Genomic DNA, 18,351 nt, shown 5'->3' on the forward strand with positions numbered 1-18,351 from the left:
ATGCCTGCGGCGCGACCGGCTTTTTGCCTGTTGCGCCGCAGTGTTTTAGTTTTCGGGGTGTTTTCACCCATTTTCGAGGATTCCTGGTCGCGGGAGTCCTCATAACACAAGGCGCAAGCCTTGTTCTTCTTGGAGTTTCACATGAAAGTTATCGCATTTAAACGCGAATTGCAAGGTTCCGGAGCGAGCCGCCGCCTGCGCATTTCCGGCCAAACCCCTGGTATCGTCTACGGTGGCGCTGAAGCCCCAGTGCTGATCTCGCTGGATCACAACGCCCTGTACCACGCGTTGAAAAAAGAAGTGTTCCACTCGTCGATCCTGGATCTGGAAATCGACGGCGTTTCCCAGCAAGTTCTGCTGCGCGACTTCCAAGTCCACGCATACAAACAACTGGTTTCTGCACGCTGACTTCCAGCGCGTTGACGCTAAGCAAGCTATCCACGTGAAAGTGGCGCTGCACTTCGTAAACGCTGACGTTTCCCCAGCAGTCAAACTGCACGGCGCGACCATCAGCCACGTAGCCAACGAAATCGAAGTTTCGTGCCTGCCAGGCCAACTGCCAGAATTCATCAACGTTGACCTGTCGAACATCGACGTCGGTCACTCGCTGCACGTCGGCGACCTGGTCCTGCCAGCTGGCGTGACCGCTGTCACCCACGGCGCCAACCTGACCATCGCTACCGCTTCGGTACCGGCCGGCCACGTTGCTGCTGAAGCCGCTGCTGCTGAAGTTGTTGCTGACAAGAAGTAATTCTGCCGCCGCAGCAATGCGGTAGTCGCAAGGAAAAACCCGCCTGGTTCGTCCCGGCGGGTTTTTTTCTGCCCGTTTTCACCGATAATACGTTTTTACACTGCAGACATCGCCATGCCCATACGCCTGATCGTCGGCCTCGGCAACCCGGGACCCGAATACGAACAAACCCGCCACAATGCCGGCTTCTGGCTGGTGGACAACCTTGCCAACAGCTTGCCTGGCACGCGCTTGCAGCGCGATTCGCGCTATAACGCCATGCTGGCCAAGACCTCCATCGGCGGCAAGGAAGTCTGGCTGCTCGAACCGCTGACCTTCATGAACCGCTCGGGCCAGTCCGTGGGCGCGCTGGCGCGCTTTTTCAAGATCGCTGCCGATGAAGTGCTCGTCGTGCACGATGAGCTGGACTTGATGCCCGGCATCGCGCGTCTGAAGAAGGGCGGCTCGGCCGGCGGCCACAATGGCTTGAAAGACATCACGGCCGCGCTGGGCACGCAGGATTACTGGCGCTTGCGCCTGGGCATCGGCCACCCGCGCACCCTGAGCCTGCAGCAGCAGGTGGCCGATTTCGTCCTGCACCGCCCGCGCCGCGAAGACCAGGAGCTGATCGAGCAAGCGATAGAAAAATCCTTGCAGGTCATGCCGCAGATCGTCGAAGGCAAGTTCGAGGCGGCGACCATGAAACTGCATACGGCCTGAGAACAGGGCCTGATGGCGTCATGATGCGGCCGTTTTGGCGTCATTTGCCCATCATCGGGCTTTTGAAGCGCGCGCGACACGGGTACAATTGACCCCTTGAAATGCAGCACACGCACTATCCCCGGAAAAGGGCGCACCATCGACGCCGTTTTCCCTAACAGCACGGCAAGCACGCCGATAGACGGCGCCATGTGCTTTGATTATTAAAGGTTTTCCATGAGTCTCCAATGCGGTATCGTCGGCTTGCCGAACGTCGGCAAGTCCACCCTGTTCAATGCACTGACGAAAGCCGGCATTCCGGCTGAAAACTATCCGTTCTGCACCATCGAGCCGAACGTCGGCGTCGTCGAAGTGCCGGATCCGCGCATGGATGCGCTGGCCGCCATCGTCAAGCCGGAACGCATGGTCAATGCCATCGTGGAATTCGTCGATATCGCCGGCCTGGTGGCCGGTGCATCGAAGGGCGAGGGCCTGGGCAACCAGTTCCTGTCGCACATCCGCGAGACGGACGCCATCGTCAACGTCGTGCGCTGCTTCGAAGATGACAACGTAATCCACGTGGCCGGCAAGATCAATCCGCTCGACGATATCGAAGTCATCCAGACCGAACTGGCGCTGGCCGACATGGGTACCGTGGAAAAAGCCATCCACCGCGAAAACAAGAAAGCCCGCTCGGGCGACAAGGACGCGGCCAAGCTGCTGGCCATCATGGAACGCATGATGCCTTACCTGAACGACGCCAAGCCGGTGCGCGCCATGGGCCTGGACGCCGACGAAATGGAACTGATCAAGCCTTTGTGCCTGATCACGGCCAAGCCGGCCATGTTCGTGGCCAACGTCTCCGACTCGGGTTTCACCAATAATCCGCTGCTGGATCAACTGACGGCGTATGCGCAATCGCAAAACGCCCCTATCGTCGCCATCTGCGCGGCGCTGGAAGCGGAAATCGCCGATCTGGACGACGCCGACAAGGGCGCTTTCCTGGCCGACATGGGCATGGAAGAGCCGGGTCTGGACCGTCTGATCCGCGCCGGCTACAAGCTGCTGGGCCTGCAAACCTACTTCACGGCGGGCGTGAAGGAAGTGCGCGCCTGGACCATCCCTGTGGGCGCCACGGCGCCGCAGGCGGCGGGCGTAATCCACACCGACTTCGAACGCGGCTTCATCCGCGCGCAAACCATTGCCTATGACGACTTCATCGCCTACAAGGGCGAAGCGGGCGCCAAGGAAGCGGGCAAGATGCGCGCCGAAGGCAAGGAATACGTGGTCAAGGATGGCGACGTGCTGAACTTCCTGTTCAACGTCTAAGGACAGATGCTTGCTGGCGAGCGCCAGCAAGCTATTGCATTTGTCCATTGCGAAATGCCGCTCAATGTATTTGGGCGGCATTTTTTTGTCTGTGATGTGAAAGGCCTGTTATGGCGTCAGAGAAACAACCGCTCGTTTCCATTGTCATGGCCACGTATAACCGGAGCAATATCCTCGGCTATGCGATTCAATCGGCACTCGCCAGTACCTTGCAGGACTGGGAACTGATTATCGTCGGCGATTGCTGCACCGACGATACCGCCGAGGTGGTCGCCGCGTTCGGTGACGCGCGTATCCGCTTTGTGAATCTGGAGGTCAATTACGGCGAGCAGACGGGACCCAACAATCTCGGCATCAGCCTGGCGCGTGGCACCTATCTGGCATTCCTGAACCACGATGACCTGTGGTTGCCTGATCATTTGCAAAGCAGTATCGATGTCCTCGAACGCACCGGCGCTGACCTGGTCTTTGATCAAGGGCTGGTGATCCAGTCAACCTGGAATCATATCGTGGGTGCCTTGGCTGGCGAGTTGCAACCATATCGGCCATGGATGGATGTCCCAGCCAGCCTGTGGGTCATGCGGCGCGAGCTGGCCCTGCAGACAGGGCCATGGCAGCCATCATGGGAATTACGCTGCTGGCCATCGCAAGCCTGGCTGCATCGCGCCTATCGCGCTGGACGGCAACTGATTGCGAATCCGCGCTTGGGCGCCATCCTGATCCAGTCTGGCGGGCGCAGCAATTCTTATCTGGACCGCCAGCACAGCGAGCATGATTATTGGTGGAAGCAAATGCAGAACCAGGCGAACATTCTGCACGTGGTTGCAGCACTTTATGGCGCGCGTATCCATGAAAGGCACATCTCGCCCTCCCATTGTGCCGTGGATACCTTGAAGGCGCTGGCACGGCGTATCTTTTTACGGCTGGGATTATGGCCGCCACAACCGAGTTATTGGTTCAAGCATTGGCGCAAGGGATCGTTTTTACGTGAATTGCGCCGCCGCCGGGGATTGAATGACATGCCGCGGCGATAGATAATACCGTTGCAATACATAAGAGCATTTTTATAAAAATTTCTAGGGGTAGATCTGGTGGCTGAGAAAGATAACTGGTTGTTGGCTGGCGCGAAACAGGATGGCGAAAAGCATTACCAAGGAATGGAAGCCGAAGGCGCCTGCCTTGATCGATGGCGTGATCTTTCAGGAAATCAAGCCTGTCTTGACGGCATACGGCAGCCTGACCGAAATTTTCCGTACTGAATGGGTGCCCGATGCGGCGCAGATCGGCCAGATATTCGCCTCGACCCTGGAGCCGGGCGGACTGAGCGCCTGGCATGCGCATGCCATCACGACGGACCGCCTGTTCGTGGCGGCGGGCCAGATGCGCGTGGTGCTGTACGACGCGCGCGAGGATTCGCCGACCTTTGGCATGCTCAACGAATTCAAGCTGGGCACCAAGCGTCCCGGCCTGCTCGTCGTGCCGCCGCGTGTCTGGCATGGCGTGCAGAATTACTGCGGCTCGCCTGCCATCCTCGTCAATGCGGTGGACCATGCGTATCGCTATGATGCGCCGGACCACTGGCGCGTGCCGGCCGATTCGGACACGGTGCCGTATCGCTTCTCCAACGACAGGCATGGCTGAGATGCCCGGGCCGGCTGAACGATGCGCCTGACTCGTCTCGCGGGTTTTTCAGCCGGCCCCATTTTGTCGCTGCTGTGCAGCCTTGCCACCGTGCCTGCCGTGGCCTGGCTGTTTCCGCCAGCCGACATCGGCAAGCTGGATTTCTTCATGACCGCCTGCACGGTGGCCGGTTTGTTGCTGTCGCTGGGGCTGGACAAGGCCTTCCTGCATGAATACCACTACAGCACGAGTCGTAGCGGCTTGCTGAAAGCATGTTTGCTGCCGGCCGTGCTGCTCGCGCCCGTGGCCCTGGCCGTGATACTCGTGTTTGCGGCGCCGGTAGCGCAACTGTTATTTGATGTGGCGCAACCTGCATTGGCCATCCTGTTCGCTGCCGGCATGCTGAGCGCCCTGGCCAATCGCCTGATCGCGCAGCTCTTTCGCATGCAGGAGCGCGCCTGGGTATTCGGCCTGGCGCAGGTATTGCCGAAAATGTCGCTGCTGTTGCTGCTGCCTGTACTGTGGTGGGATCCGCAGCGCAATTTCGTGCACCTGGCGAGCCTGGTCGTGGTCACCACCTGGCTGGTCACCTTATGGCTGTTGTGGCATGCACGCGTATCGCTGGCGCAGGCCTGGCGCGCCGCCGTGGACCGGGTGCTGCTGCTGCGCCTGCTTTCCGAGGCGGGGCCACTGCTCGTGAGCGGGATTTTTTATATGTTCATGTTGTCGGCCGGCATGGGCTTGCTGCGTTTCTTTGCCGGCTTTGACGAGCTCGGTATTTATGCGCTGGCCATGCGCGTGGCCGCCGGGGCCTGGCTGGTGCAGTCGATTTTTACGATCGTCTGGATACCGCAAGTACACAAATGGGCCGCGGCCGGCGGCGACCTGTCGAATATTGTCGCCATTTGCCGCCATGCGCAAGCCATCGTCGTAGTGGGATTTTGCCTGGCGGGCGCCCTGGCCTGGCTGATCGGTTGGGTCTTGCCTCCCAACTACCATGGCGTTGCGTACCTGGCGGTGGCCGCCGTGGGCCAGCCGCTGCTGTATGCCCTGGCGGAAGTGAGCGGCGTCGGCATCAATCTGGCCCGCCGTCCTTCACTCTCCATCGCCGCCTTCGCGGCAGGCTTGCTGACGACGTTGCTGGCGGGCGCCGTGCTGGTGCCGCGCTGTGGCGCCACGGGCGCCGCCGTGTCGCAACTGCTGGGTTTTCTCGTGTATTTTGTCGTCAAGACGGAACTGGGCATGCGCGTCTGGCGTCCGCTGCCGCGCCGCTCGCTCTACCTGAGCGCTTTCCTGCTGTCGCTGCTGGCAGCGGGCCACGCGTTCTTTGCCCAGCGCCTGGGGGCGCTTGCTCCGCTGGCGTGGGGCGCGCTGCTCGCTGCCGCACTGTACATCTACAGGCCTTCGCTGCGGGCCGCTTTCAGGCTGTTCAAGCCCGCCCGGCAGCAGGGCTGACAGCGGGCCGTATTGCGCTTTCCTTGTGACTCCGCGTACAATGAGAATAATTCTCATTTATAAATCGATGCGCCTGTTCTTGCCGGCCGTTGGCGACAGGAAGGGTATCGTGAGCACCGCCGAGTCAGCGCTTCATCAGCAAGTCAGTAGTCTGTACACCGATCACCATCAGTGGTTGCGTGGCTTGTTGCGGCGCAAGCTGGGCAATGCCTTCGATGCTGCCGACCTGGCGCACGACGTGTACCTGCACCTGATGAAGACGGGGCGCATGCCGCCGGCCGGGGAATCGCGCCGCCACTTGACGCAGATTGCCAACGGCATGGTCATCGACCTGTACAGGCGCCGCCAGATTGAGACGGCCTACCTGGACGTGCTGGCCCTGGTGCCCGAAGCGCTGGCGCCGTCCGAGGAAGAGCGCGCGCTGGTGATCGAGGCGCTGACGGAAATCGACGCCGTGCTGCACCAGTTGCCCGCCAAGGCGCGCAAAGCCTTGCTGATGTGCAAGCTGGACGGCCTCAGCTACCGCGACATTGCCGCCGAACTGCAGGTATCCGTCTCGTCCGTGGAAAATACATACATCGCCGCCGGCTTGCTGGCCTGCTACCAGGCCCTGCACGGGCAGGGCGGCTGAACCGTGGAAGTGGTGATTGCACCCGCCATCGTGCAGCAGGCGGCCCAGTGGATGGCGCGCCTGTGGTCTGACGACGCCAGCGACGAGGACCGGGCCGATTGCGCCCGCTGGCGCGCCGCCCATCCGCACCACGACCTCGCCTGGCAGCGCCTGCAGGCGTTCGAAGGCAAGCTGCACAGCGTGCCGCGCGACGCGGCCCGGCACGCGCTGCGCGAACCGGCACCGGCCGCCTACCTGAACCGCCGCCAAGCCCTGAAACTGCTGTCCGTGCTGCTGCCCGTGGGCGGCATGCTGTATGCGGCGCGCGGCACGGACGCCTGGCAAGCGGCCACGGCCGGCCACGGCACGGGGACGGGCGAAGTCCGCGAGATTACCTTGCCTGACGGTACGCGCGTGATGCTCGCTTCCGCTTCCGCCATCGACGTGCGCTTCGATGCCAGTGAGCGCCTGCTGATCCTGCGCAGCGGCGAAATCCTCGTCACCACGGCCCACGATCCCGATCCGGCGCAGCGGCCGTTCCGCGTGCAGGGCCGCCACGGCACGGTGCGGGCGCTCGGTACGCGTTTTACTTTACGACAAGACGAACACACGTCGCACGTGGCCGTGTTCGAGGGCGCCGTCGAAGTGCGCCTCGCGCATGCGCCGGGCCACGCCGTGGGCATTGCCACGGGCTACGGCGCCGTTTTTTCGGCCGACATCGTGCAGTCGGCCGCTCCCGTGCCGGCCAGCGCAGCGGCCTGGACCAAGGGCGTGCTGGTGGCCGACAACATGCGCCTCGATGCCTTGCTCGCGGAACTGGCCCGCTACCGGCCCGGTCTGCTGCGCTGCGATCCGGCCGTGGCCGGCTTGACGGTCAACGGGGTGTTTTCCCTGCGCGACACGGACCGCGCGCTGCACAACCTGGCGCTGGCCTTGCCCGTGCAAATCCTGGCGCGCACGCGCTATTGGGTCACGGTGCAAGCCATGCCCCAGGCCGCTGCCTGACAATTTCGCGGGGCCGATTGAGGGTTTTGCATTCTCGTTCGGGATATAGGGTAAGAGCCACCCTTATCCATTGAACTTATGCACGTTTTTCCCCGTTGTTCCCATGAGTAGCCCAAGCCCCAAGCCGGCCCCATCAGCCGGATACTGCGTCCCATCCGCGGGCGCCTGATCGTTGCCGCCGTGCTGGCCGGCACGGGTTCCATGCTGACCCTGGTGCCGCTGGCGGGCATCGCGCACATCGCCAACATCGCGCTGAACCCTGCGCTGGCGCAAGGTGATCTCTGGCCCACCATCATCGCCAGCGTCGCTAGCCTGTTCCTCGGCATGGCGCTGATGTCGCTGGGCGAGCTGGCCGCGCACCTGGCCGACAACCGCCTCACCCATCAACTGCGCCTGCAAGCCATGCAGCGCCTGGGGCAAGTGCCGCTGGGCTGGTTCACCGGCCGGGCCTCGGGCGAAGTCAAGCAGGCGATGCAGGACGACATCAACACCCTGCACAGCCTCACCGCCCACTTTTATACGACGACGGGGCGCGCCGTGGGCGCCATCGCCAGCTCCGTCATTTACCTGTTCGCCATGGACTGGCGCCTGGCCCTCGTCGCGATCTTGCCGTTTCCCGGTTTTTTCCTGTTCTTCGGCCGGGCCATGAAGGCCAGCAGCGGCAATATGGCGCAATTCGTCGCCGGCATGGGGCGCATCAACAATGCCGTGGTGGAGTTCGTCAACGGCATTCCCGTGGTCAAGGCCTTCGGCGTCACGGGACGCGCGCACGGCAGTTACCGCGCGGCCGTCGACTCTTTTGCCGATGCATTTTCTGCCTTCACGCGCCCGCTGGTCGGTTCGATGGCCAATGCCAACGCGCTGATCGCGCCCGTCGCCGTGCTGGGCGTGGTGGTGCTTGCCGGCACCGTGTTCGTGGCGCTGGGAGCGATGGCGCCCGTGGATATCCTGCCGTTCGCCCTCGTGGCGCCCGGCATTTCCGCGCCGATGCTGCTGCTCCACTATCTGACCCACGACCTCAATAACGCCACCGGTGCTGCCCAGCGCGTGCTGGCCTTGCTCGATACGCCCGTGCTGGCGCAGCCGGCGCCGGATGAGCAACAGTTGCCCAACGGCACCGAGATTCGCATGGAGAACGTGGGCTATGCCTACGACGGGCAGAACAAGGTGTTGTCAGGCATCAACCTGACCTTGCGCCCTGGCACGGTGACGGCCATCGTCGGCGCTTCCGGTTCCGGCAAGTCGACCCTGGCGCGGCTGCTGCTGCGCTTTTTCGACCCGACCGAAGGGCGCATCACGCTCGGCGGCGTCGATTTGCGGCATATCGCCACGCCCGAGCTGTACCGGCGCATCGGCTTCGTGCTGCAGGACGTGCGGCTGATCCACGCCAGCGTGCGCGAAAACATCGGGCTGGGCAGGCCATCGGCCAGCTTGCAGGAAATTGAAGAGGCGGCGCGCCTGGCGAACATCCACGAACGCATCCTGGCCTTGCCGCGCGGCTACGATTCCATCATCGGCGAGGATGCGCAACTGTCCGGCGGCGAGCTGCAGCGCGTGAGCATCGCCCGCGCCGTGCTGCTCGACCCGTCCGTGCTGGTGCTCGACGAAGCGACGGCCGCGGCCGATGCGGAAAACGAAGTGGCGATCCAGGATGCGCTGTCGCGCTTTACCCGGGGCCGCACCCTGCTGGTGATCGCGCACCGGCTCGACACCATCATGCACGCCGACCACATTATCGTCGTCGAGAACGGCGCCATCGCCGAGCAGGGCAGCCATGCCGGATTGCTCGCAGACAAGGGCCGCTATGCGCGATTGTGGACGCTGGGCGGCTATCAGGATTCCCCGGAAGAAACGGTGCTGCCATGCTGAAGACATTCATACAATTGCTGGGCGACGATGCGCCCGTGTTCCGCCGCTACTGTGCCATGGCGCTCGCGTATGGCGTACTCAGCGGCTTGACGATCACGGCGCTGGTGCTGGCCCTGGGCCGGCTGCTGGGCGGCGACGCAGGCGGCGCGGCCCTGTGGCTGCTGGTGCTGCTGGCCGGACTGGTCGCCTGCTGGGCCTGGCGGCGCCAGGTGGAAAAAGCCGGCGTGCGCGTGGGCGTGACGGTGCTGCAAGGGGCGCGCCAGCGCCTGGGCGACCATGTGGCGCGCCTGCCCGTCGGCTGGTTCACGCCGGACAACACGGCAAAACTGGGCCACCTCATCACGCAAGGCATGATGAACGTGGCGCAACTGCCCGCCCACGTACTGACGCCCGTCATCTGCGGCGCCGTTACGCCCGTGGTGCTGCTGGCCGCGCTGTTCGCGCTGCACTGGCAACTGGGCGTGATGGCGCTGCTGGCACTGCCCCTCCTGGCGGGCGCCTTGCGGCTCACGGCGCACCTAGGCCAGCGCGCCGACGACGCCTATCACCACCATTTTGCCCAGACCAGCCAGCGGCTGGTTGAGTTTGCGCAAGCGCAATCGGTTTTGCGCGCTTTCCATGGTAACGGCGATGGTGGCGGTACGCGTTTCCTGCAGCAAGCCATCGATGGGCAGCGCCACGCGGGCACGCGGCTGATTTATCTGTCGGCGCTGTCGTCGGTGCTCAACGCCTGGGCCGTGCAAGCGATCTTTGCCGCCCTGCTGGCTGCCGCCGCGCTGTGGCTCGATAGCCGCCTTGGCGGTGCGCTTGAAACGGCAGAAGCCATCGCCGTCATCGTGGCACTGCTGCTGGTGGTGCGTTTTGTCGACCCGCTGCAGGAAGTGGCCAGCTACGGCGAAGTGCTGCGCGGCGCGCGCGGCCCGCTCGATGCGGCGCGCGATATTTTCGCCGTGCAGCCGCTGCCGGAAGCAGGCAGGCCGCAGGCGCCGCGCGATGGCGCGGTCGAGCTGCGCAAGGTGCACTTCCGCTATGCACAGGATCAGCCCGACGTATTGACGGATATCAATCTGCAGATTGCGCCCGGCAGCATGCAGCATGACGGCGCTGATCGGCGCTTCCGGTTCCGGCAAGACGACCCTGGTGCGCCTGATCGCGCGCTTCTTCGACGCCAGTCAGGGTAGCGTGCTGGTGGGCGGCGTCGACGTGCGGCACATGTCCAGCGAACAATTGGCGGGGCAGATCAGCCAGATCTTCCAGGACAGTTATCTGTTCCAGGGCAGCATCGGCGACAACATCCGCCTCGGCAAGCCGGACGCGACCGATGCCGAGGTGCTGGACGCGGTGCGCCAGGCGGGCGTGGCCGAGATCATCGCCCGCCTGCCGCAGGGGCTCGATACCCTGGTCGGCGAGGGTGGCGCGCGCCTGTCCGGCGGCGAACGCCAGCGCATCGCGATTGCCCGCGCGCTGGTCAAGGATGCGCCGATTTTGCTGGTCGACGAGGCGACGGCCGCGCTCGACGCGGAAAACCAGGCCGCCATCGCCGAGGCGCTGGCGCGGCTGCGCGGCAAGCGCACGGTGATCGTCATCGCCCACCAGCTGTCGACGGTGGCCATGGCCGACCAGATCGTCGTGCTCGACGGCGGCACGCTCCGCGAGCAGGGCGCGCCAGCCACCTTGCGGGCACAGGGCGGCCTGTATGCGCATTTCCTGGCCCAGCGCCAGGCGGCCAAGGGCTGGCGCATCGCCTCCGCCGCACGGCAGCCTTGAACGGGATGACGATTTGATACAGGCGCGTCTGTTTTTCGTCTTCCTGCTGCTGTGTACGGCTTCGCTGCTGGTCGGTGCGCGGCAGATGGAGTGGGCGCAGCTGTTTGCACTGTCAGACGCGCTGTCAGATGATACGTGGCTGACCCTGACGGCCAGCCGGCTGCCCCGCCTGGCGGCGCTGGTGCTGACGGGCGTGGGCCTGTCCGTGTGCGGCGTCATTCTGCAGCACATCGTGCGCAACAAATTCGTCGAACCGGCCACTTCGGGCGGCCTCGACGCGGCCAAGCTGGGCATTCTCGTGTCGCTGACGGTAGTTCCCGCAGCGGGCACGGCGGGCAAGATGGCGTTCGCGCTGGCCTTCTGCCTTGCTGCCAGCCTCGTGTATGTGGCCTTGATCCGCCGCATCCGTTTCAAGAACACGATTCTGGTTCCCGTGATCGGCCTCGTGTATGGCGGCGTGCTCAGCGCCGTGGCCGAGTTTTATGCCTACCGCAACAACATCCTGCAAAGCATGCAGGGCTGGCTGCTCGGCGATTTCTCGAAAATCGTCCAGGGCAACTATGAAATCATTTATCTGATCTTGCCCATCGTTGCCCTCACGTATCTGTACGCGCAGCGCTTTACCGTGCTGGGGCTGGGAGAAGGCATGGCTACCAGTCTGGGCCTGAACTATGGCGCCACGGTGGCGCTGGGCCTGATGCTGGTGGCCGTCACGGTGGCCGCTACGGTGATCACGGTAGGGGCGATCCCGTTTGTCGGCCTGGCCATCCCGAACCTGGTGGCTTTGCGCTACGGCGATAACCTGGGCCGCACCTTGCCCTCGTCGCGCTGGGCTGGGCGCGCTTCGCTGCTGCTGGCCTGCGACATCGCCGGGCGCTTGCTGATCTACCCGTTCGAGGTGCCGATCGGCCTGACGGCGGGCGGCGCGGGCGGCCTGCTGTTCCTCATATTGATCATTCGGGGGCGGCGATGAGGCGGCTATTTAATCTGCGGACGCTGTGGCTGGCCGTCGCCATCCTGGCGCTGATTTTTCTTTGCGTTGGCGCAAACTTCGACGTCGATTACATCATTCCGAAGCGCCTGGCGCGGCTGGCCGCCATCGCCATCGGCGGCGTCTGCGTGGCCGTGTCTTCGATTGTTTTCCAGACCATCGCCGGCAACCGCATCCTGACGCCGGCCGTCATGGGCTACGAAGCCGTGTATCTGCTGCTGCAATCGCTGCTGGTCCTCGTCATGGGCATGCACAGCGTGGTGCTGCTGGGACCGACCGGCAATTTCGTCGTGTCCATCGCGCTGATGCTCGCGTATTCCTGGGCCATCCATTACTGGCTGTTTCGTGATGGCAAGAACAACGTGTATTTCCTCTTGCTGCTGGGATTCGTGCTGACGATGGTGATCGGCAGGTTCACCCAATTCATCCAGCTGCGCATCAGTCCCGGCGAATTTGCCATTTTGCAGGGATTCAGCCAGGCCTCGTTCAACAAGGCGCAGCCCGCGCAGTTGCTGACCTCGGCCCTGCTGGCTGGCGCCGCCTGCGTGGCCGTGCTGAAGACCTTGCCGGCGCTCGACGTGCTGGCGCTGGGGCGCGAACAGGCGATCTCGCTCGGTGTCGACTACCGGCGCATGGTGCAGCTGCAGCTGGCGCTGATCGCCGTGCTGGTGGCTGTGTCGACGAGCTTGCTGGGGCCGACGGCCTTCATGGGTATCTTTGTGGCCAACACGACGTATGCCCTGGCCCGCACGGCGCGCCACCGCGTCACCTTGCCGCTGGGCTGCGCCATCGCCATCGCCATCTTCCTTGCCGCCCAGTTGCTGGTCGAGCACGTTTTCAATTACCGGACCACGGTCGGCATCCTCGTCAACCTCGTGTGCGGCGCGTATTTCCTCGCGCTCATGGTCCGCACCCGGGGCACTGCATGATCCAAGTCAAACAGATTGAAAAAAGCTACGGCGCCAGGCGCGTGCTGGACAATGTCAGCGCGCAGTTTCCCAAGGGAAAAGTGACGTCCTTGATCGGCCCCAACGGCGCTGGCAAGACCACCTTGCTGATGCTCATCGCGCGCCTGCAGGAAGCGAATGGCGGCGAGATTGCGATAGACGGACGCCGCATCGCCGATATCCGCATCGGCGACTATGCGCGGCAAGTGGCCACGCTGCGCCAGGCGCCCGATTTTCATTTGCGCCTGACGGTGGAGGAACTGGTCGCCTTCGGCCGCTTCCCTTACAGCCGAGGTAACCTGACGCCGCAGGACCGGCTAGCCATCGATGACGCCATCGCCTTTCTGTCGCTGGAATCGCTACGCACCGCCTACGTCGACGAGCTGAGCGGCGGCCAGCGCCAGATGGCCTTCCTGGCCATGACGATTGCCCAGCAGACGGATATTTTGCTGCTCGACGAGCCGCTCAACAACCTCGACATGAAACACGCCGTGCAGATCATGCGCGCGCTGCGCCGCCTGTGCGACGAGCAGGGCCGCACCGTGATCCTGGTGATCCACGACATCAATTTCGCCGCCAATTACTCGGACCACATCGTTGCCATGCAGGCCGGCGCCGTGCGCTTTTCCGGCCCTGCGCACGAGGTCGTCACCGAGGAACGTTTGCGCGCGCTGTACGACATCGATTTCCACATCGTGCGCAACGAGCGCGGCTGTGTCTGCAATTACTTTACCCCCACAGGAGCTTGAGATGATCTGCAACAAACCCCGTCTGGCGCTGGCCATGCTGCTTGCCGCCATGGCCGTCTTGCAAGGCTGCCGCGAGAAAGCACCGCCGGCGCCTGCCGCTACCGCCTCGCAGCCGGCGTTTGCTCCCATCACCATCGTCCATAAACTGGGTACGACGGTGATTGCGCAGCGTCCGCAGAGGGTGGCCGTGCTCGACATGAATGAAGTCGATTTCCTCGACCAGCTGGGCGTGCCCGTGGCCGGCATGGTGAAGGATTACGTGCCGCACTTTCTTACCCGCTACAAGGATGACGAGGCCATCCGCGATCTGGGCGCCATCGTGCAGCCGAATCTCGAACATATCCACGCGCTCCAGCCGGACCTGGTGCTGATGACCTCGATCCAGGCCAACCATTACAAGGATTTGAGCCAGATTGCGCCCACGGTGCATTTCGACGTGGATTACCAGAACAGCGAGAGCAAGCACATCGACGTAGTGAAGGAGCACTTGCTGACACTGGGGCGCATCTTTGGCAAGGAAGATATTGCTCGCCAGAAGGCGCAGGAGCTGGACGACAAGGTGGCGGCCGCGCGCAAGGTGACGCAGGAGCGTCCCGAGAGGGCGCTCATCGTGCTGCACAACAACGGCGCCTTCAGCGCGTTCGGCGTGCAGTCGCGCTATGGTTTTGTTTTCGACGCGCTGGGCGTGAAACCAGCCAGCTCGGCCATCGAGGCGGGCTTGCATGGCCAGCCCATATCCAGCGAGTTCATCCAGCAAGCCAATCCCGACATCATTTATGTAGTGGACCGCACGGCCGTGATGGAACACCGTCCCGTCATGACGGCCGAGCAGATGGCCAATCCGCTGTTGCGCCAGACCAATGCCTGGAAGAGCGGCCGCGTCGTCTTCGTCGATGCGGATGCCTGGTACATCACGGCGGCCAGCGTGACGTCGCTGAAACGGGTGATCGACGATGTGCTCAAGGGCTATCAATAATCAGCATATTTCGTAATGAGTCGCATTTGCATTGAGGGTTTTGCCTTTTCGTTCGGGAGATAGGGTGAGAACAAGCAATCACCCCCTCTGAAAGGATTTACTTTATGACCCAACGCATGGCAACGCGCCATCTTCCCGCCTTGAACCTGAGCCGTATCGCCACCGCCGTGCAACTGGCGCTCATCACGGGCTTGACCGTGGGGGCGCTGGGCGTGGCAGCCCCCACAGCCTACGCGCAAGCGGCGCAGGTCCGCCAGGCGTTCAGCGTGCCGGCGGGAACTCTGGGGCTGGCGCTCAACACCTTTGCCGCCGAGGCGGGGATCGAACTGACGGTCGAGGCTAGCCTGCTGCAAGGCAAGAACAGTGCCGGCCTGTCCGGCAGTTACAGCGTGCCTGAAGGCTTTTACGAATTGCTGCGCGGACACGGTTTACAAGCCGTGCGCGAGGGCAACGGCAGCTACACGCTGCGCCGCGAACCGGCACACAGCACCGCGGCAGAAGCGGCCGCGACCATGCCTGCCGTGACGGTGTGGGGCAAGGGCAACGCGGTGACGGAGGCGTACGCAGGCGGGCAGGTGGCGTCCGGCGGCCGCGTGGGATTTCTAGGCGACAAGGATTTCATGGAAACCCCGTTCAACACCATCAGCTATACGGATACATTCATCGAAGACCGGCAGGCGCGCGACATCACCGACGTGATTTCCGCCACCGATCCTACCGTCTTCAGCAGCGGCATGACGGGCATCATCGGCGAGAATTATTCGATACGGGGCTTCAGTTCGAATATCGGCGACGTTGCGTTTGGCGGACTGTACGGTATCTCGCCGTATTACCGCACGTCGCCCGAAATGTTCGAACGCATCGAGGTGCTGAAAGGGCCATCGGCCTTGCTCAATGGCATGCCTCCGGGCGGCTCGGTGGGCGGCAGCATCAATCTCGTGCCCAAGCGCGCGGGCGATGCGCCGCTGGCGCGCGTGACGGCGTCGTATATGTCGGACTCTCAGTTCGGTGGACATGTTGATCTGGGTCAGCGTTTTGGCGAAAATAAACAGTTCGGTATCCGCATCAACGGCGTCTACCGCGATGGCGACGGCGCCATCGAGCATCAGAAAAAGAAAACCCAACTGGTTTCCGTGGGCCTGGACTGGCGCGGCAACGGTGCGCGCCTGTCCGCTGACCTGTACCATAGCGAGGACCGCGCCGACGGCTTGAACCGGGGCGTCAACCTGGCTGCCGGTTTGCCCGTGCCGCGTCCGCCGAAACCGGAGACGCTGCTCAATCCCAGCTGGGCGTTTTACGATACCAAGGACAAGGGCGCCATGCTGCGTGGCGAGCTGGACGTGAACGCGCAGGTGATGGCGTATGCCGCCGTGGGCGCCAGCCGGGCCGACTATCAGTCGACGGGCGCGTACCTGATCCAGGTGTTTAACACGGCTGGCGACTACCGCACCAATCTTGCCGACCTGGGATTTGACGTGGAGAAACAGTCGGCGGAAGCAGGCTTGCGGGGCAAGCTGCGCACGGGCGATATCGGCCATCAATGGGCCGTCAACGCCACGTATTACCACCACACGGACAAGCAGTACGGTCGCAGGAATACCCTGGCGAAAGATTGGATCACGAATATCTACCACCCCGTCTGGGGACCTGCGACGCGCTTCGATGCGCCGCAAATTTCCAAGGCGGAATTGCGCCTGGCCAGCGTCGGCCTGGTCGATACGCTTTCCTTTGCGCAAGACACCGTGCAGCTGACGGTGGGCTTGCGCCGCCAGGAAGTGCTCAGCGATAACTTCAACATCCAGACGGGGGCGCGTACCTCGCGCTATGACGAAGGCGCCACCACGCCGGCCGTCGCCCTGCTGGTCAAGGCGAGCAAGACGGTTTCCCTGTACGGCAATTACATCGAAGGCTTGAGCCAGGGCGCCACGGCGCCGTTGACGGCGGCCAATTCGGGCGAAGTCTTTGCGCCGTACAAGTCCAAGCAGGCGGAATTGGGCGTCAAGGTCGACCTGGGCGAATTCGCGCATACGCTCAGCGTGTATGAAATCAAACGCCCCAGCAGCTATGTCGATCCCGTCAGCAATGTCTTTTCCTTCGGCGGCGAGCAGCGCAATCGCGGCGTCGACTGGGGTTTCTTCGGCTCGCCCCTGCGCGACGTGCGCCTGATGGGCGGTATCGCCTATGTCGATCCGGTCTTGAGCAAGACCGTGGGCGGCGCCAACCAGGGCAAGCAGGCAACGGGCGTGCCCAGGCTGCAGGCGAAGCTGGGCGTCGAGTGGGATGCGCCCGCCATTCCCGGCGTGACCCTGACGGCGAATGCGACGGCGGCATCGAAGCAATACATCAATGCCGACAACTCGCTGTCCGTACCGGGCCGCAGCGTATTTGACCTGGGCGCCCGCTATGCCACCCGTGCGGCCGGCCGGCCGTTGACCGTGCGCGCCAGCGTGAGCAACGTGGGCAACAAGGCGTATTGGGCGCTGCCGCAATGGACCCGCCTGGGGCTGGGCGCGCCGCGCACGGTCATGCTGTCGGCAACGGTGGATTTCTGAAGGCCGTTCGCCACACCAGCTGAGCGGGCATGCCCTGCCTGTGCAGGGCATGCCCGTTATGGGAGGTCGGCGCACGTTCACGTCGGGTTCCAGCCTGAAAAATACCGCTATCACAGCTGATAAATATCAACGCCTGAAAGCGCGCAGCACCAGGATCGGTGTTAATATTTTCCGAATGTTTATGAAAAAATCATATCTGTAAAGTGTGCATGCGAAGCAATACGCCATTTTGCAGGAACCGATATCGTTGGGATTTGGCTGCTCGCAGCCAGGCACAAGACTTCAAAGGGCTAGCCATGGTGATGACTTCCTTAGCGCAAACGCAATGCCAGATATTTTTGGAGGGGGAGGGCGATCGCTGGTTTGACCGCAATCGATCCACCTTGAACCAGCAGAAGTCATTCTACGAGAATGAAACGATCAAGCGCGTCCTGGCCAATCATCGTGACCGTATCGGGCATATCCTGGAAATCGGCTGTGGCAACGGCGTCAAACTGGCGGATCTCTGCCAGTTTTTTGCGGCGCAGGGGCATGGCATCGATCCCTCCGTCGAGGCAGTGCGCGAAGGCATGGATAAATTTCCTAATATTAACGTTCAATTGGACGTCTCGATCGCGTCGCACATTCCGCACGGCGATGCCAGCATGGATCTCGTATATTTCGGCTTTTGCCTGTATCTGGTCGATCGCACGGAAATTCTCAAGGCTGTTGCCGAGGCTGACCGGGTATTGAAGAGTGGCGGGTTTCTTGCCATCCTGGACTTTGATCCAGGCTATCGCCATAAGCGGGCCTATCATCACAAGCCTGGCATTTTTTCCTACAAAACCTCGTATGCGGATTTCTTTACTGCCAGCGGTCATTATTATCTGGTCGCCAAAGACAGCTTTTCCCATAGCGAGCATTCTTTTTCGCTGGATAGTGATGAGCGAGTGTCGATCAGCATCCTTTACAAGGAACCAGATGCTTATCCTGGCTAGCCGCTTGGGCGCGCCCTTGTTCAGTACGCATCACCACTTCGCTGTGTAATGCATTGGCGTTGTCGGCGGTGACCA

At 62.7% G+C, this 18,351-nt stretch carries 14 protein-coding genes and 2 pseudogenes; all 16 read left to right on the forward strand.

Features of this window, described 5'->3' with window-relative positions:
• Positions 1-141 precede the first annotated feature (141 nt).
• The 16 genes and pseudogenes from ACQVLG_RS10120 to ACQVLG_RS10195 all read left to right on the forward strand — a co-directional run bounded on the left by ACQVLG_RS10120 (position 142) and on the right by ACQVLG_RS10195 (position 18,276).
• Positions 142-751 (forward strand): annotated as a pseudogene (locus ACQVLG_RS10120) (50S ribosomal protein L25/general stress protein Ctc).
• Between the two features lie 114 nt (positions 752-865).
• Positions 866-1,450: an aminoacyl-tRNA hydrolase gene (gene pth / locus ACQVLG_RS10125; protein WP_076565268.1), complete on the forward strand. Its 585-nt coding sequence runs from the start codon at positions 866-868 to the stop codon at positions 1,448-1,450.
• A gap of 216 nt (positions 1,451-1,666) precedes the next feature.
• Positions 1,667-2,758 carry a redox-regulated ATPase YchF gene (gene ychF / locus ACQVLG_RS10130; RefSeq protein WP_086145737.1) on the forward strand — a complete coding sequence of 364 codons (1,092 nt, stop codon included), beginning with the start codon at positions 1,667-1,669 and terminating at the stop codon, positions 2,756-2,758.
• Between the two features lie 110 nt (positions 2,759-2,868).
• Positions 2,869-3,792 (forward strand): glycosyltransferase family 2 protein, encoded by a 924-nt coding sequence (locus ACQVLG_RS10135; protein WP_474294307.1) that lies wholly within the window; start codon positions 2,869-2,871, stop codon positions 3,790-3,792.
• A gap of 100 nt (positions 3,793-3,892) precedes the next feature.
• Positions 3,893-4,399 carry a dTDP-4-dehydrorhamnose 3,5-epimerase family protein gene (locus ACQVLG_RS10140; RefSeq protein ID WP_474294309.1) on the forward strand — a complete coding sequence of 169 codons (507 nt, stop codon included), beginning with the start codon at positions 3,893-3,895 and terminating at the stop codon, positions 4,397-4,399.
• Between the two features lie 21 nt (positions 4,400-4,420).
• Positions 4,421-5,833 carry a lipopolysaccharide biosynthesis protein gene (locus ACQVLG_RS10145; protein WP_474294311.1) on the forward strand — a complete coding sequence of 471 codons (1,413 nt, stop codon included), beginning with the start codon at positions 4,421-4,423 and terminating at the stop codon, positions 5,831-5,833.
• Between the two features lie 109 nt (positions 5,834-5,942).
• Positions 5,943-6,464, forward strand: coding sequence for a sigma-70 family RNA polymerase sigma factor (locus ACQVLG_RS10150; RefSeq protein ID WP_474294313.1), 522 nt, complete (start codon positions 5,943-5,945; stop codon positions 6,462-6,464).
• Between the two features lie 51 nt (positions 6,465-6,515).
• Positions 6,516-7,448, forward strand: a complete 933-nt coding sequence (locus ACQVLG_RS10155) for a FecR domain-containing protein (protein WP_474295599.1) — start codon at positions 6,516-6,518, stop codon at positions 7,446-7,448.
• Positions 7,449-7,628: 180 nt separating this feature from the next.
• Positions 7,629-9,317: an ABC transporter ATP-binding protein gene (locus tag ACQVLG_RS10160; protein WP_474294315.1), complete on the forward strand. Its 1,689-nt coding sequence runs from the start codon at positions 7,629-7,631 to the stop codon at positions 9,315-9,317.
• A pseudogene (locus tag ACQVLG_RS10165) lies at positions 9,311-11,084 on the forward strand (ABC transporter ATP-binding protein). The gene ACQVLG_RS10160 and the pseudogene ACQVLG_RS10165 overlap by 7 nt, the downstream one beginning before the upstream one ends.
• Before the next feature lie 16 nt (positions 11,085-11,100).
• Complete coding sequence (locus tag ACQVLG_RS10170) at positions 11,101-12,057, forward strand: ABC transporter permease (RefSeq protein ID WP_474295601.1); 957 nt, start codon at positions 11,101-11,103, stop codon at positions 12,055-12,057.
• Positions 12,054-13,004: an iron chelate uptake ABC transporter family permease subunit gene (locus tag ACQVLG_RS10175; RefSeq protein ID WP_474294317.1), complete on the forward strand. Its 951-nt coding sequence runs from the start codon at positions 12,054-12,056 to the stop codon at positions 13,002-13,004. The genes ACQVLG_RS10170 and ACQVLG_RS10175 overlap by 4 nt, the downstream gene beginning before the upstream one ends.
• Complete coding sequence (locus ACQVLG_RS10180; protein ID WP_474294319.1) at positions 13,001-13,771, forward strand: iron ABC transporter ATP-binding protein; 771 nt, start codon at positions 13,001-13,003, stop codon at positions 13,769-13,771. Before ACQVLG_RS10175 ends, ACQVLG_RS10180 begins: the two co-directional genes overlap by 4 nt.
• A 1-nt stretch (position 13,772) precedes the next feature.
• Positions 13,773-14,747, forward strand: coding sequence for a siderophore ABC transporter substrate-binding protein (locus ACQVLG_RS10185; protein ID WP_474294321.1), 975 nt, complete (start codon positions 13,773-13,775; stop codon positions 14,745-14,747).
• Between the two features lie 104 nt (positions 14,748-14,851).
• A complete protein-coding gene (locus ACQVLG_RS10190) occupies positions 14,852-17,299 on the forward strand; it encodes a TonB-dependent siderophore receptor (RefSeq protein ID WP_474294323.1) in 2,448 nt (815 codons plus the stop codon).
• A gap of 296 nt (positions 17,300-17,595) precedes the next feature.
• The gene (locus ACQVLG_RS10195; protein WP_474294325.1) at positions 17,596-18,276 is read left to right on the forward strand and encodes a class I SAM-dependent methyltransferase; all 681 of its coding nucleotides are present in this window, start codon (positions 17,596-17,598) and stop codon (positions 18,274-18,276) included.
• Positions 18,277-18,351 lie beyond the last annotated feature (75 nt).

Source organism: Janthinobacterium sp. TPC_1, assembly GCF_056037845.1.